Source organism: Nocardioides ultimimeridianus, assembly GCF_054777895.1.
Window position 1 is genome coordinate 175,349 of the sequence record NZ_BAAHAB010000003.1, and the last position, 13,933, is coordinate 189,281.

Here is a 13,933-nt window from a genome sequence, read left to right on the forward strand (position 1 = left end):
ATGGGTCACGACCCCCTCCAGGTGATCACCCCGGCCGCGCTGCCGCAGCGGCCGCTGCTGTTCGCCTCCGGCGCCCAGGCGTACGTCGCCGACGAGGTGCTCGAGACGCTGACGACCCCCGACGGGTCGGACACGGCGTGGGCGGACCGCGTGGTCGCGGGGCTGGCCCCCGGGCAGCGGGCGCTCGGTGCGCTCTCGTTCGCGGCCGGCGCCCCCGGCATCTTCCACCGGGTCGTCGGTGGAGAGCGCGCCCTGGTCGGCCCGACCGGCGTACGGACCGGTCGCACCTACCGGGTCGCGGAGTTCCCCACCGCCGAGAAGTACGCCGAGATGGTGGCCGCTGCGCTCGAGCAGATCGCCACCGGTGCGCTGCACAAGGTGGTGCTGGGACGCTGCCTGGACGTGGTGAGCGACCCGCCACTGGTGGCCGCCGAGGTCATCGACCGGCTGCTCGCGACGCGGCCGGGCCGCTACGTGTTCTCGGTGCCGCTGCAGGAGCAGTCCGTCGCGGGCCCGCTGCTGCTCGGCGCCAGCCCGGAGCTGCTGGTGCGTCGCGAGGGCGACCTGATCACCTGCACCCCGCTAGCCGGTTCGGCGCCCCGCTCGGACGACGCCGACGAGGACGCGGCGCGCGCCGCGGGGCTGCTGGCGTCCGCCAAGGACCTCGCCGAGCACGCCTTCGTCGTCGACGCGATCGTGCATGCCCTCAAGGACGTGTGCGTCGAGGTGGAGTCGCCGGCGGGCCCGGAGCTGATGGCGACCGACACCGTGTGGCACCTCGCCTCACCGATCCGAGCCCGGCTCGCGGCGGGCCTGGACGGGCCGAGCGCGCTGCGGCTGGCCCAGATGCTGCATCCCACGCCGGCCGTCGGCGGCGTACCCACCGAGGCAGCCAACGCCACGATCGCCGCCCTCGAGGGCGACCTGCGCGACTACTTCGCGGGCTGCGTCGGCTGGGTCGACGGCAACGGCGACGGAGAGTTCGCCGTCACGATCCGCTCGGCCGTCATCGACGGCGACCGGCTGCGCCTCTTCGCCGGCGCGGGCATCGTCGCCGGCTCCGACCCGGCGCTCGAGGTCATCGAGACCGGCGCCAAGCTGGCCACCATGGGACGCGTGACCGGGCTGTCCGAGTTCGGCGCCTGACCGCCCCCCATGGGACACTGGTCCTGACGGGGGGAGTACTCCTTCGCCACGGGCTCGTCATCACGGACCTCCGATGAGGTTCCGGTCCCGTGGGTCGCGCCGCCAGGCGCGGCGGAAGAGACCTCGAGCGATCCGCCGACCGCTCCAGGAGCTCCCATGCACGTCACCTCCCTCGAATGGGGAATCACCCTCGCCGTCACCATCGGCGTCCTGCTGTTCGACCTCGTGGCCATCGGCCGCAACCCGCGCGAGCCGTCGCTGCGCGAGTGCGCCCTGGCCCTCGCGGTGTACGTCGGTGGCGCCATCGCCTTCGGCACCTGGATCTTCCTCGACCACGGTCACGACTACGGCGTGCAGTTCTTCGCCGGCTGGCTGACCGAGTACAGCCTCTCGATCGACAACCTCTTCGTCTTCCTGCTGCTCATGGCGGCGCTCAAGGTTCCGCGGCACTTGCAGCAGGAGGCGCTGCTCGTCGGGATCGTGCTGGCCCTGCTCTTCCGCGGCGTCTTCATCGCGCTCGGCTACACGCTGGTCCAGAACTTCTCGGCGATCTTCTACGTGTTCGGGGCGTTCCTGGTCTACACGGCCGCGAAGCTGGTGCGCTCCTACGGCGAGGACGAGGACGAGCACCCCGAGGACGGTGCGATCGTGCGCTTCGCCCGCACCCACCTCAACGTCGGCGACGAGTTCCACGGCCTGCGCCCCTGGTACTCCACGCCTGCCGGCCGGGTGCTGTCGCCGATGGTCGTCGTCATCGTCGCCCTCGGCGTGACCGACCTGCTGTTCGCGCTCGACTCGATCCCCGCCATCTTCGGCATCACCCAGGAGCCGTACCTGGTCCTCACGGCCAACGTGTTCGCGCTGATGGGCCTGCGCCAGCTGTACTTCCTGCTCGGCGGGCTGCTGCAGCGGCTGGTGTACCTGTCGCTGGGCCTGGCCTTCATCCTGGCCTTCATCGGCGTGAAGCTGGTCCTCCACGCGCTCCACGAGAACGAGCTGCCCTTCATCAACGGCGGCCACGGCGTGCATGTGCCGGACATCGACTCCCTGACCAGCCTCGCGGTCATCATCGTCACCCTGGTGGTCACCGCGGTGGCCAGCCTGCGGCGGTCGGCGCGGGACGAGAGGCAGCCTGTCGCATAGGGTGCTCAGCGAACCGATGCCGGACGAACGAGGGGATTCGTGGACCGACTCCAGGTGCAGTGGGCAGGCTCCGCCCGCACCTTCGACGGGCCCCGCGTGGTCGTGGGCCGGGAGGCCGACTGCGACGTCCTCGTCTCCGACGGCCGTGCGTCGCGGCATCACGTGTACCTGCACCGCGAGCCCGACGGCTGGGTGCTGACCGACGCCAGCAGCAACGGCACCTACGTCGCCGGGCAGCGCATCAGCCGGGTCCCCCTCGGGCCGCAGCCGCTCACGGTGAACCTGGGTGACCCGGCGGGGGAGCCGGTGGTGGTGGCGGTCGTCGTACCGGCTCCGGCTCCGGCGCCCGCCCCCGCGCCGCCGCCCCCACCGGCACCCACCCCGACCCCCGCTCCCGCCCCAGCCCCGCCGGACAGCTCGCGTCCGGTCGCGGTCCTGCCGCCCGGCCACGTCCCGCACGGCCACTCGATCGTGCGTCCCCAGCACCAGCAGGCCGGTCGCAGCCTGACGATCGGGCGGGAGGCCGGCAACGACATCGTGCTGGACGACCCGCTGGTCAGCCGCCGTCACGCCCGCCTGGACCTCGGCTCGCCGTCCAGTCCCGCAGTGATCCACGACCTCGGCAGCTTCAACGGCGTGTTCGTGGCCGGCCAGCGCATCCACGGCGCGGCGCACCTGCCGCCGGGCGTCGAGGTCGGGCTGGGCAACCAGAGCTTCCACTGGGACGGACGCCAGCTCGTCGCGTCGGCGACGACCCACGAGTTCACCCTGTACGCCGACGCGCTCACCCAGGTGGTGGGTGGTGGGCGGCGGCTGATCGACAACATCAGCTTCCAGCTCGCGCCCTCCACGCTGACCGCCGTCATCGGGCCGTCCGGCGCCGGCAAGTCCACCCTGCTCGGCGCACTGACCGGCCTGAAGCCCGCCTCGCACGGCCGGGTCGTGTGGCAGGGCCACGACCTCTACGCCAACTACGACCAGCTCCGCTTCCAGATCGGCCTGGTGCCGCAGCAGGACATCCTGCACCCACAGCTGAAGGTCAAGCAGGGCCTGGGGTACGCCGCCCGGCTCCGGCTGCCGCCCGACACCACGGCCCGCGAGCGCGACCTGCGGGTCCACCAGGTCGCCCACCAGCTGCAGCTCACCGAGCGCCTCGACAACCGGATCGGCACCCAGCTCTCCGGCGGCCAGCGCAAGCGCGTCTCGATCGCCACCGAGCTGCTGACCGCGCCCCCGCTGCTCTTCCTCGACGAGCCGACCTCCGGCCTCGACCCGGGGCTCGACCTGGAGGTGATGCGCCAGCTGCGCACCCTCGCCGACGACGGCCGGGTCGTCATGGTCGTCACGCACTCGGTGCTCGCGCTCGACCTGTGCGACAACGTGATGGTGCTCGCCCCGGGCGGGAGGATCGCCTACTTCGGCCCGCCCGCCGGTGTGCTCGCGCACTTCGGGCGCTCCAGCTACCCGGAGGTGTTCGACCTGCTGGACGCGCCGGACCTCTGGAGCCGGATCCCGGCCCGGCCGCAGCCGGCTCCCGCTCCGGTGACGCGCCAGCACGGCTCCGGCGTACCCACTCCGCACCGGCAGTCGGTCGGCCGCCAGCTGACCACCCTGGTCTCGCGCAACCTGGCCGTGGTGATGGCCGACCGGCTGCTGCTCGGCATGCTGCTGCTCCTGCCGCTGATCCTGGGCGGGCTGAGCCGGCTGGTCCCCGGCCGCGACGGGATGTCGCTGTGGCGCACGCTGAAGTGTGCCGACGGCATGAAGCGGATCGCGCACGGCCAGTGCCGCGGACCCGACGGCCACACCGTCCATGCCCTGTACGTCGCCACCGAGGCCACCCAGCGGCTGACCGTGCTCATCGTCGCGGCCTGCCTGATGGGCGCGGCCATCGCGATCCGCGAGCTGGTGGGGGAGCGGCCCATCTTCAAGCGTGAGTACGCCGTCGGCCTGTCCCCGGGCGTCTACTTCACCAGCAAGGTGCTGGTCCTCGGCACCGCCGCGTTCGTGCAGGGCCTGCTGGTCACGTTCATCGCCACCGTCGGGCTCCCGCCACCGGACGGCACCGCCGGCGCGGTCCGGGTCGCGCTCGCGATCGCCGCGCTCGCGTTCACGATGTCGGTCGTCGGCCTCGCGCTGTCGGCGGTGGTGACCAGCAGCGAGCAGACCATGCCCGCGCTGGTCGGCATCATCATGCTGCAGCTGGTGCTGTCGGGTGCCCTGTTCGAGATCGCGGGCCGCCCGGGCCTCGAGCAGGTGGCCTGGCTGTCCCCCTCACGCTGGGCGTACGCCGCCTCCGCCTCCGCGATCGGGCTGGTCCGCGGCCAGACCGAGCGCAGCCACGAGGACTGGATCGCGCTCTCGGGCGGCGGTCACTACCCGATGGACCTGGGCATGCTGGCCCTGCTCTGCCTGCTCTCGCTGATCGTCGGGCTGATCATGGTCCGCCGCAGCGCCACCGCCGACGACTGACCGCCGAGTTCAGACTTGTGGTCAGCCGAATCCAGAGTTTCGGCTGACCACAAGGCCGAACTCGCGGGTCAGGAGACGGGCCAGCAGACATCGGTGACGTGGGCCAGCAGGTCCCCGGGCTGCCCGGTGGGGTGGTAGCGCTCCCGCACCGGCCCGCTGGCCGTGCGCGCCTGCTCGGCCACCCACAGCCCGACCGCGCTGTAGGCCTGGTCGAGGTCGACCATCGGGCCGTCGTACCGGGTGACGGCGAGGCGGGCCGCCGGGATCTCGGCGATCTCGACCCGGCCGCCGGGCCGGAACCCGTCGACGAGGTCGATGGGGCCGACCGGCAGGTAGGCGACGAGCTCGCCGACCTCGTCGGTGAAGGCCTCGGTGGGGAAGAGGGCGCCGTCGGGGCCGGTGCGGGTCAGGCCCGAGGAGAGCAGCACGCCGTGCAGCTCGGTGAACGCCCCCATCCACCAGGCGACCCACTCGGCGGCCTGCACCGTCTCCCGGATCGCGAGGACGGTCGTGGCGGGCTCGTCGCGGTACTCCACCTGCGCCGGCGAGGGCGAGGTCAGCAGCCGGCGCAGCGAGTCGACGGTCTCCTGGGTCTCCTGCAGCTGCCGGCTCATCCGCTCCAGGTGCGCGGCGACGGTGTCGTTGAGCGTGCCCTGGTCCGGCGCGGTCAGCACGGTGCGCACGTCGTCGACCGGCATGTCGAGTGCCCGCAGCCGGCGGATCAGCTGCGCCTGGGCGACCTGGTCGGTCCCGTAGTAGCGGTACCCGCTGTGCTCGTCGACGCGGGCGGGCGCCAGCAGCCCGACGTCGTGGTAGTGGCGCAGCGCCTTGACCGACAGGAAGGTCATCCGCGAGAAGTCCCCGATGCTGAGCAGCTCCGTCATGTCCTTGAGCCAACACCCTCCCGCAAGGGGAGGGTCAACGGGCTTGACCCTCCCGTTACGGGAGGCCGGAGAACAGGTCCATGACCACCTCACACACCCTCGAACACCGCACCCGCCAGGCAGCCGAGCCCGCAGGACCGGGCCTGCTGCCCCTCGCCGTCCTGCTGGGCGGCACCTTCCTGGTCGTCCTCGACTTCTTCATCGTCAACGTCGCGCTGCCCCAGCTGCAGACCGACCTCCACGCCGGCGAGAGCGGCCTGGAGTGGGTCGTGGCCGGCTACGGCCTGAGCTTCGGCGCCCTCCTGATGGCCGTCAGCCGCCTCGGCGAGCGCTGGGGCCGCCGCAGGATGTACGCCGCCGGCGTGCTCGTCTTCGTCGCCGCCTCCGCCCTCTGCGGCGCCGCCCCCACCATCGGCGTGCTGGTCGCCGCCCGGGTGGTGCAGGGCGTCGGAGCCGCGATGCTGGCGCCGATGGTGCTGGCGCTCATCGGCGACATCTACCAGGGCCCGGCCCGCCTGCGGGCGCTCGGCACCTACTCCACGGTGATGGGCGTCGCCGCGGCCGGCGGCCAGCTCGTCGGCGGCCTGCTCATCCAGGCCGACCCGGCCGGGCTCGCGTGGCGCTCGGTCTTCCTGGTGAACGTGCCGCTCGGGCTGCTCGTGCTGGTCGCGGTGCCGCGGGTGCTCCCGCGGGTGGCCGCGGACCGGACCGCCCGGGTCGACGTGCCCGGCCTGGTGCTCGCCACGGCCGGGACGACCGCGGTCATCCTCCCGCTGCTCGAGGGCCGTCGTCTCGGCTGGCCGCTGTGGACCTGGGCCAGCCTCGCGGCGGGCGCGCTGCTCGCGGTGGCGTTCGTGCGCTGGTCGGCGGCCGTGGTGGCGCGTGGACGTACGCCGCTGTTCGACCCGGCCGCCTTCGCCTCCCCGGCCGTCCGCCGGGGGCTGGTCGGGCAGATCCTGCTGTTCTGCGGGATGGCGTCGTTCTTCCTGGTCCTGGCGCTCTACCTCCAGGTCGGCCGCGGCCTGAGCCCGCTGGCCTCCGGCGCGGTGTTCACGCCGCTGGCGCTCGCCTACATGGCCGGCACCCGCCGCGCGAGCGCGCTCGTCGCCCGGTACGCCGCACGGGCGGTCGCCGGAGGTGCCGTCCTGTTCACCCTGGGCCACCTGCTCCTGCTCGCCGCGGTCGAGGTGGAGGGCGACGGCGGCAGCGTGCTCGCGCTGGTCCCCGGCCTGGTCGTCGCGGGAGCCGGGATGGGGATCTGCCTGAGCGCGCTCGTCGGCACGGTGATGGGCGCCGTGCCGCCGGTCCACGCGGCGACCGTCAGCGGCACCCTGTCGACGGTCCAGCAGCTCGGCAACTCGATCGGGGTGGCCCTGATCGGGCTGGTCTTCTTCGGTGTCGCGGTGCACGGCATCGACGTCGCGTTCGTCAGCAGCCTGGCCTGTCTGGCGGCCGGGACCGCGGTGCTGGCGGTGCTCGCCTCACGCCCGAGCGGGAATGCGGAGGCGGTCTCCGGCCTTGGGTCGAGGTGACTCTCGCGCTCTCCGTCCTGGACCTCGTCCCCGTCCGCGCCGACCAGACCACCGGTGACGCCGTCGCCGCGTCGGTCCGGTTGGCGCGGGCCGCGGACGAGCTGGGCTATCGGCGCTACTGGGTGGCCGAGCACCACAACATGCCCGCGGTCGCGGCCACCAACCCGCCGGTCCTCATCTCCCTGCTCGCCGCGCAGACCTCGCGGATCCGGGTCGGGTCCGGTGGCGTGATGCTGCCCAACCACGCCCCGCTGGTCGTGGCCGAGCAGTTCGCGCTGCTAGAGGCCGCCTTCCCGGGCCGGATCGACCTCGGCATCGGCCGCGCGCCCGGCACCGACCCGGTGACCAGCTGGGCGCTGCGGCACGGCGCCGGGGGAGTCGACGACGAGGCCGTCAACCGCTTCCCCGAGTACGTCGACAACGTGCTCGCCATGATGGAGCCGGCCGGCGTAGGGCTGTCCCTGCGCGACCGCACCCACACCCTGCGCGCCACCCCCGCCGCGTCGTCGGTGCCGCAGATCTGGCTGCTCGGCTCCTCGGACTACTCGGCGCGGCTCGCGGCCGAGAAGGGGATGCCCTATGTCTTCGCGCACCACTTCTCCGGCAGCGGCACCGCCGAGGCGCTGGAGCTGTACCGGTCGACGTTCCAGCCGTCGCCGGAGTTGGCCGAGCCCCGCACCTTCCTCACCGTCAACGCCGCCGTGGCCGAGACCGCCGAGGAGGCCCACCGCCTCGCGCTGCCCCAGCTGCTCCAGATGGCCGCCCTGCGCACCGGCCGCCCCCTCGGGCCCCAGCAGCTCGTCGAAGACGCTGAGGACCAGGTCGAGGCGGGCCTGGACCACGCCCGGCAGGGACTCGTCGACGCGATGAGCCGGCGCTGGGTGATCGGCGACCCGGCGGGGGCGCGGCAGGAGATCGAGTCGCTCGCGGCGACGTACGGCGTGGACGAGGTGATGGTCAACCCCGTGGCCGGCGCTCTCGCGGGCGCCGATCCGCGCTCCGCCGTACGCCGGGAGGACACCCTGCGCCTCCTGGCCGGCTGAGCACTGCGCCGATTCGGCATTCTGTCAAGAGCACTCATAGACTGGCGTGTCGGTCCAACGTGGGTTCTTGCGTGGTGCAAGGACCTGACGAGGTCCACCTCTCCGGCCTGCCGGAGCGGAGGTTCCCGGACCACCGGTAGACAACCCCAACCCGAAGGACGGCATGGCGAAGAAAGAAGGCGTCATCGAGATGGAGGGCTCCGTTGTGGAGGCCCTCCCGAACGCCATGTTCCGCGTGGAGCTGAGCAACGGCCACAAGGTCCTTGCTCACATCAGCGGAAAGATGCGCCAGCACTACATCCGGATCCTCCCCGAGGACCGCGTGGTGGTGGAGCTCTCGCCGTACGACCTGTCCCGTGGGCGGATCGTCTACCGCTACAAGTAAGCCCGCCGGCTTGCTTGACGCCACAAGAAGAAAGGGCTGACTCATGAAGGTCAACCCGAGCGTGAAGCCGATCTGTGACAAGTGCAAGGTGATCCGTCGCCACGGCCGCGTCATGGTGATCTGCGAGAACCCGCGCCACAAGCAGCGCCAGGGCTGAGCGAACCGCTCCACCCCGGCACTGCAGCACAACTGAAGAACACCTCTACGCGATCGCTTAGCCGTCGGAAGACGGTGAACCACCTCCGGAACGGATGGCCGGAGCTGGGATCAGATATCCCGGAACGCATCGCGACCAGACCACCGTGTACCGAAGGGACCGCCATTCATGGCACGCCTCGTTGGTGTTGACCTCCCGCGCGACAAGCGCATCGAGGTCGCTCTCACCTACATCTACGGCATCGGCCGTACCCGCGCCCAGCAGCTGCTGGCCGCAACCGGGGTCAACCCGGATCTCCGCGTCCACGAGCTGGGCGACGAGGAGCTGGTCAAGCTCCGCGACGAGATCGAAGCCAACTTCAAGATCGAGGGTGACCTCCGTCGCGAGGTCCAGGCCGACATCCGCCGCAAGATCGAGATCGGCTCCTACCAGGGTCGGCGTCACCGCATGGGCCTCCCGGTCCGCGGCCAGCGCACCAAGACCAACGCGCGTACCCGCAAGGGTCCCAAGCGCACCGTTGCCGGCAAGAAGAAGGCGAAGTGATCTGAGTGCCTCCCAAGACTCGCGCGGCCGCTAAGAAGGTCCGCCGCAAGGAGAAGAAGAACGTCGCTCAGGGCGAGGCCCACATCAAGAGCACGTTCAACAACACGATCGTCACGATCACCGACCCCACGGGTGCGGTCATCTCGTGGGCCTCTGCCGGCACCGTCGGCTTCAAGGGCTCCCGCAAGTCCACGCCGTACGCCGCGCAGATGGCCGCCGAGGCCGCCGGTCGTCGGGCGATGGAGCACGGCATGAAGAAGATCGACGTCTTCGTCAAGGGCCCGGGCTCGGGCCGCGAGACGGCGATCCGCTCGCTGGGTGCGATCGGCCTCGAGGTCGGCACCATCCAGGACGTGACCCCCGCCCCGCACAACGGCTGCCGCCCGCCCAAGCGCCGGCGCGTCTGAGACCGAAGGAGACTGACCGATGGCCCGTTACACCGGACCCCTGACCAAGAAGTCCCGCCGGCTCGGCGTGGACCTCGTCGGCGGCGACGCCGCCTTCGAGAAGCGCCCCTACCCGCCCGGCCAGCACGGCCGCGCGCGGATCAAGGAGAGCGAGTTCCGCAACCAGCTGCAGGAGAAGCAGAAGGCCCGCTTCACCTACGGCGTCCTGGAGAAGCAGTTCCACAAGTACTACGTGGAGGCTGCTCGTCGCCAGGGCAAGACCGGCGACAACCTGCTCCAGCTGCTCGAGTGCCGCCTCGACAACGTGGTCTACCGTGCCGGCTTCGCCCGCACCCGCCGCCACGCCCGCCAGCTCGTGTCCCACGGGCACTTCCTGGTCAACGGCAAGAAGGTCGACATCCCGTCGTACCAGGTGGCCCAGTACGACATCATCGATGTCCGTGCGAAGTCCCTGGAGATGACGCCGTTCATCGTGGCTCGTGAGACCCACGGCGAGCGGGTCGTCCCGGCCTGGCTGCAGGCGCTCCCGAACCGCATGCGGATCCTGGTGCACCAGCGCCCCGTGCGTGAGCAGATCGACCTGCCCATCCAGGAGCAGCTCATCGTGGAGTACTACTCCAAGAAGTAATCGCCGGGCGCTTCGCCCCGGACCCGATCATGGGTCCGGGGCGGAGCGGCCCCGGATCCGTCGTACCTCTTCTCCACCTCACATATCTGGGTCCTCATATAGCGGTCGGCCCGGAAAGGAAAAGAAAAAGTGCTCATCGCACAGCGCCCCACCCTGTCGGAAGAGACCGTCGACCAGTTCCGTTCGCGGTTCGTCATCGAGCCGCTGGAGCCGGGCTTCGGCTACACGCTGGGCAACTCGCTCCGTCGCACCCTGCTGTCCTCCATCCCCGGTGCTGCCGTCACGAGCATCAAGATCGACAGCGTCCTGCACGAGTTCTCCACCATCGAGGGCGTCAAGGAGGACGTCACCGAGATGATCCTGAACCTCAAGGGTCTGGTGGTCTCCTCCGAGCACGACGAGCCGGTCACCATGTACCTGCGCAAGTCGGGTGCCGGTGACGTCACCGCCGCGGACATCGCGCCGCCGGCCGGCGTCGAGGTGCACAACCCCGACCTGAAGATCGCCACCCTGGGCGACAACGGCAAGCTCGAGATGGAGCTCGTCGTGGAGCGTGGCCGTGGCTACGTCTCCGCCGTCCAGAACAAGGGTGCCGACAACGAGATCGGCCGGATGCCCGTCGACTCGATCTACAGCCCCGTGCTGAAGGTCAGCTACAAGGTCGAGGCCACCCGTGTCGAGCAGCGCACCGACTTCGACAAGCTCGTCATCGACGTCGAGACCAAGCCCTCGATCCTGCCCCGCGACGCCATCGCGTCGGCCGGCAAGACCCTGGTCGAGCTCTTCGGCCTGGCCCGTGAGCTCAACGTCGAGGCCGAGGGCATCGACATCGGCCCGTCGCCGGTCGACGAGCAGCTCGCCGCCGACCTCGCCCTCCCGGTCGAGGACCTGCAGCTGACCGTCCGGTCCTACAACTGCCTCAAGCGCGAGGGCATCCACACCGTGGGTGAGCTCATCAGCCGCTCGGAGCAGGACCTGCTGGACATCCGCAACTTCGGTGCCAAGTCGATCGACGAGGTCAAGGCCAAGCTGGTCGAGATGGGCCTGTCCCTCAAGGACAGCGCGCCCGGCTTCGACCCGACCGCCGCCCTCGCGGCGTACGGCGACGACGACTACGACGAGGACGAGTCGGCCCTCGAGGACGAGTCCTTCTGATCGAACTGCCCTCCCGGCAGCCACCTCCGGTACCTGACACGGCCGGACCACTACCCGAGTACCTGACACGGCTCGGGAGATAGAGAGAGAACAATGCCCAAGCCCAAGAAGGGTCCCCGCCTCGGCGGCTCGGCCGCCCACCAGCGACTGATCCTGTCGAACCTGGCGACCGCGCTCTTCGAGCACGGCCGGATCACCACCACCGAGGCCAAGGCCCGCACCCTGCGGCCGTACGCCGAGAAGCTGGTGACCAAGGCGAAGAAGGCCCACGCCGGCGAGAACCCGCTGCACCAGCGTCGCGAGGTCCTCAAGGACATCCGGGACAAGGGCGTCGTGCACACCCTGTTCACCGAGATCGCTCCGCTCGTCGCGGACCGCCCCGGTGGCTACACCCGGATCACCAAGATCGGCAACCGTGCGGGCGACAACGCCCCCATGGCGGTCATCGAGCTCGTGACCGAGGCGTTCACCCCGGCTCCGGCCAAGGCCAAGCCTGCTGCGGCTCCGGCCGAGCCGGCCGCCGCCGCTCCGGTCGAGGAGACCCCGGCGGAGGAGACCCCCGAGGTCGAGGGCGACGTGACGACCGAGGCCGCGGCCGAGGAGCGTCTCGAGGAGGAGGCCCCCGAGGTCGCCGCCGAGGCTCCGGTCGAGGAGACCGAGGAGTCCTGAGCCCCGCTCAGCAGATCCAGCAGTAGACGGACGGCCCGTCCCCGCTCAGGCGGGGGCGGGCCGTCCGGCGTCTCCGGGCATGTGGGGGAGGACCTGCTGCGACCGTAGACTGGACCCCATGAGCATCGACCTCGGAACGCCCCGTCTGATCGACGACGCCGGCCGGCAGGTGCTGCTCGCGGACCCGCGCGGGTACTGCGCGGGCGTCGACCGGGCGGTGGTGACGGTGGAGCAGGCGCTGGACCTGTACGGCGCCCCCGTCTACGTGCGCAAGCAGATCGTGCACAACAAGCACGTCGTGGCGAACCTGGAGTCGCGCGGCGCGATCTTCGTCGAGGAGCTCGACGAGGTCCCCGAGGGGGAGACCGTCGTCTTCTCCGCCCACGGCGTCTCGCCGGCCGTCCACCGGCAGGCCGAGGAGCGCTCGCTCAAGACCATCGACGCCACCTGCCCGCTGGTCACCAAGGTGCACCGCGAGGCCGTGCGGTTCGCGCGCGAGGGCTACACGATCCTGCTCATCGGCCACGCCGGCCACGAGGAGGTCGAGGGCACCGCGGGCGAGGCACCCGACCAGACCGTCCTGGTCGAGCACCCCGACGACGTCGACCGGCTGGAGTTCGCCCCGGACGCCAAGCTCGCCTGGCTCTCCCAGACGACCCTCAGCGTCGACGAGACCATGGAGACCGTACGCCGCCTCCGCGCGAAGTTCCCGCAGCTGGAGGACCCGCCGTCGGACGACATCTGCTACGCGACCCAGAACCGCCAGGTCGCGGTGAAGGAGATCGGGGCGGCCGCCGACCTGGTCATCGTGGTGGGCTCGGCGAACTCCTCGAACTCGGTGCGCCTGGTCGAGGTCGCCCTCGAGGCCGGCGCCAAGGCGTCGTACCGCATCGACGACGTGACCGAGCTCGATCCCGCCTGGCTCGACGGCGTCTCGTCGGTGTCGGTGACCTCCGGTGCCTCGGTGCCCGACCACCTCGTGCAGGAGGTGCTGGCCTACCTCGCCGAGCGCGGCTTCCCGGACGCCCGGCCGGTGCAGACCGCCGAGGAGACGCTCGCGTTCTCGCTGCCCAAGGAGCTGCACAAGGACCTCAAGGCAGCCGGCCGCTGATGGCTCGCTACCTCGACGTCCATCCGGACAACCCCCAGCCGCGTGCGCTGCAGCAGATCGTCGCGGCGCTCCAGGACGACGCGCTGATCGCCTACCCGACCGACTCGGGCTATGCGCTGGGCTGCCGGATCGGCAACCGGGACGGCCGCGACCGGATCCTGAAGATCCGCGGCCTCGACGACAAGCACCACTTCACCCTGGTGTGCCGCGACTTCTCCCAGCTCGGGCAGCTCGTGCACGTCGACAACTCCGCGTTCCGGGCCATCCGCTCCGCGACGCCCGGGCCCTACACGTTCATCCTGCCGGCCATGCCCGAGGTGCCCAAGCGGCTGCTGCATCCCAAGAAGCGCACCGTCGGCGTCCGCATCCCCGACCACGTCTTCGTGCAGGCGCTGCTCGAGGAGCTCGGCGAGCCGCTGCTCAGCTCCACGCTCATTCTGCCGGGCGAGACCGAGCCGCGGACGATGGGCTGGGAGATCAAGGAGGACCTCGACCACGAGGTCGACATCGTCGTGGAGGCCGGCGAGGTCAAGCCGGAGCCCACCACGGTCGTGGACTGGTCCGAGGGCGCGCCGGAGGTCATGCGGCGCGGCGCGGGCGACCCCGACAGGTTCTGAGGCGTTCTTCATCTTCTCTCAAGGTGGGCGTGCCTAGCCTG

15 protein-coding genes are annotated in these 13,933 nt (G+C 71.1%); 14 read left to right on the forward strand and 1 reads right to left on the reverse strand.

The window, feature by feature from the left end:
* The 3 genes from ACYU8V_RS02050 to ACYU8V_RS02060 all read left to right on the forward strand — a co-directional run bounded on the left by ACYU8V_RS02050 (window position 1) and on the right by ACYU8V_RS02060 (window position 4,761).
* Window positions 1-1,146: an isochorismate synthase gene (locus ACYU8V_RS02050; RefSeq protein WP_460844764.1), complete on the forward strand. Its 1,146-nt coding sequence runs from the start codon at window positions 1-3 to the stop codon at window positions 1,144-1,146.
* 156 nt (window positions 1,147-1,302) lie between these two features.
* Window positions 1,303-2,289, forward strand: a complete 987-nt coding sequence (locus ACYU8V_RS02055) for a TerC/Alx family metal homeostasis membrane protein (protein ID WP_460844765.1) — start codon at window positions 1,303-1,305, stop codon at window positions 2,287-2,289.
* 39 nt (window positions 2,290-2,328) lie between these two features.
* Window positions 2,329-4,761, forward strand: a complete 2,433-nt coding sequence (locus ACYU8V_RS02060) for an ATP-binding cassette domain-containing protein (RefSeq protein ID WP_460844766.1) — start codon at window positions 2,329-2,331, stop codon at window positions 4,759-4,761.
* A 68-nt stretch (window positions 4,762-4,829) separates the two neighbouring features.
* On the opposite strand, the gene ACYU8V_RS02065 is transcribed toward ACYU8V_RS02060, so the two are convergent.
* On the reverse strand, window positions 4,830-5,645 hold the full coding sequence (locus tag ACYU8V_RS02065; RefSeq protein WP_460844767.1) for a MerR family transcriptional regulator: 816 nt from the start codon (window positions 5,643-5,645) through the stop codon (window positions 4,830-4,832).
* Between the two features lie 80 nt (window positions 5,646-5,725).
* Here ACYU8V_RS02065 and ACYU8V_RS02070 point away from each other — a divergent pair, with 80 nt between their 5' ends.
* The 11 genes from ACYU8V_RS02070 to ACYU8V_RS02120 all read left to right on the forward strand — a co-directional run bounded on the left by ACYU8V_RS02070 (window position 5,726) and on the right by ACYU8V_RS02120 (window position 13,892).
* The gene (locus ACYU8V_RS02070) at window positions 5,726-7,177 is read left to right on the forward strand and encodes an MFS transporter (RefSeq protein WP_460844768.1); all 1,452 of its coding nucleotides are present in this window, start codon (window positions 5,726-5,728) and stop codon (window positions 7,175-7,177) included.
* On the forward strand, window positions 7,174-8,220 hold the full coding sequence (locus ACYU8V_RS02075; RefSeq protein ID WP_460844769.1) for an LLM class flavin-dependent oxidoreductase: 1,047 nt from the start codon (window positions 7,174-7,176) through the stop codon (window positions 8,218-8,220). Before ACYU8V_RS02070 ends, ACYU8V_RS02075 begins: the two co-directional genes overlap by 4 nt.
* Before the next feature lie 163 nt (window positions 8,221-8,383).
* Window positions 8,384-8,605, forward strand: a complete 222-nt coding sequence (gene infA, locus ACYU8V_RS02080; protein ID WP_028656368.1) for a translation initiation factor IF-1 — start codon at window positions 8,384-8,386, stop codon at window positions 8,603-8,605.
* A 43-nt stretch (window positions 8,606-8,648) separates the two neighbouring features.
* Entirely contained in the window at window positions 8,649-8,762 is a 114-nt protein-coding gene (gene rpmJ / locus ACYU8V_RS02085; protein ID WP_004008316.1) for a 50S ribosomal protein L36, read from the forward strand.
* Window positions 8,763-8,930: 168 nt separating this feature from the next.
* The gene (gene rpsM / locus ACYU8V_RS02090; protein WP_344772110.1) at window positions 8,931-9,305 is read left to right on the forward strand and encodes a 30S ribosomal protein S13; all 375 of its coding nucleotides are present in this window, start codon (window positions 8,931-8,933) and stop codon (window positions 9,303-9,305) included.
* Between the two features lie 5 nt (window positions 9,306-9,310).
* On the forward strand, window positions 9,311-9,712 hold the full coding sequence (rpsK, locus tag ACYU8V_RS02095) for a 30S ribosomal protein S11 (RefSeq protein WP_460844770.1): 402 nt from the start codon (window positions 9,311-9,313) through the stop codon (window positions 9,710-9,712).
* A gap of 19 nt (window positions 9,713-9,731) precedes the next feature.
* The gene (rpsD, locus tag ACYU8V_RS02100; RefSeq protein ID WP_460844772.1) at window positions 9,732-10,340 is read left to right on the forward strand and encodes a 30S ribosomal protein S4; all 609 of its coding nucleotides are present in this window, start codon (window positions 9,732-9,734) and stop codon (window positions 10,338-10,340) included.
* 129 nt (window positions 10,341-10,469) lie between these two features.
* Window positions 10,470-11,495 (forward strand): DNA-directed RNA polymerase subunit alpha, encoded by a 1,026-nt coding sequence (locus ACYU8V_RS02105; protein ID WP_460844773.1) that lies wholly within the window; start codon window positions 10,470-10,472, stop codon window positions 11,493-11,495.
* A gap of 93 nt (window positions 11,496-11,588) precedes the next feature.
* Window positions 11,589-12,164: a 50S ribosomal protein L17 gene (gene rplQ / locus ACYU8V_RS02110; RefSeq protein ID WP_460844775.1), complete on the forward strand. Its 576-nt coding sequence runs from the start codon at window positions 11,589-11,591 to the stop codon at window positions 12,162-12,164.
* Between the two features lie 118 nt (window positions 12,165-12,282).
* Complete coding sequence (locus ACYU8V_RS02115; RefSeq protein WP_460844776.1) at window positions 12,283-13,275, forward strand: 4-hydroxy-3-methylbut-2-enyl diphosphate reductase; 993 nt, start codon at window positions 12,283-12,285, stop codon at window positions 13,273-13,275.
* Window positions 13,275-13,892, forward strand: coding sequence for an L-threonylcarbamoyladenylate synthase (locus ACYU8V_RS02120; protein WP_460844777.1), 618 nt, complete (start codon window positions 13,275-13,277; stop codon window positions 13,890-13,892). Before ACYU8V_RS02115 ends, ACYU8V_RS02120 begins: the two co-directional genes overlap by 1 nt.
* The last annotated feature ends 41 nt before the right edge of the window (window positions 13,893-13,933 follow it).

Coding starts and splice junctions, on each gene's coding strand:
- ACYU8V_RS02050 (WP_460844764.1), top strand. CDS start 1: ATGGGTCACGACCCCCTCCAGGTGATCACCCCGGCCGCGCTGCCGCAG.
- ACYU8V_RS02055 (WP_460844765.1), top strand. CDS start 1,303: ATGCACGTCACCTCCCTCGAATGGGGAATCACCCTCGCCGTCACCATC.
- ACYU8V_RS02065 (WP_460844767.1), bottom strand. CDS start 5,645: ATGACGGAGCTGCTCAGCATCGGGGACTTCTCGCGGATGACCTTCCTG.
- ACYU8V_RS02070 (WP_460844768.1), top strand. CDS start 5,726: ATGACCACCTCACACACCCTCGAACACCGCACCCGCCAGGCAGCCGAG.
- infA (WP_028656368.1), top strand. CDS start 8,384: ATGGCGAAGAAAGAAGGCGTCATCGAGATGGAGGGCTCCGTTGTGGAG.
- rpmJ (WP_004008316.1), top strand. CDS start 8,649: ATGAAGGTCAACCCGAGCGTGAAGCCGATCTGTGACAAGTGCAAGGTG.
- rpsM (WP_344772110.1), top strand. CDS start 8,931: ATGGCACGCCTCGTTGGTGTTGACCTCCCGCGCGACAAGCGCATCGAG.
- rpsD (WP_460844772.1), top strand. CDS start 9,732: ATGGCCCGTTACACCGGACCCCTGACCAAGAAGTCCCGCCGGCTCGGC.
- rplQ (WP_460844775.1), top strand. CDS start 11,589: ATGCCCAAGCCCAAGAAGGGTCCCCGCCTCGGCGGCTCGGCCGCCCAC.
- ACYU8V_RS02115 (WP_460844776.1), top strand. CDS start 12,283: ATGAGCATCGACCTCGGAACGCCCCGTCTGATCGACGACGCCGGCCGG.
- ACYU8V_RS02120 (WP_460844777.1), top strand. CDS start 13,275: ATGGCTCGCTACCTCGACGTCCATCCGGACAACCCCCAGCCGCGTGCG.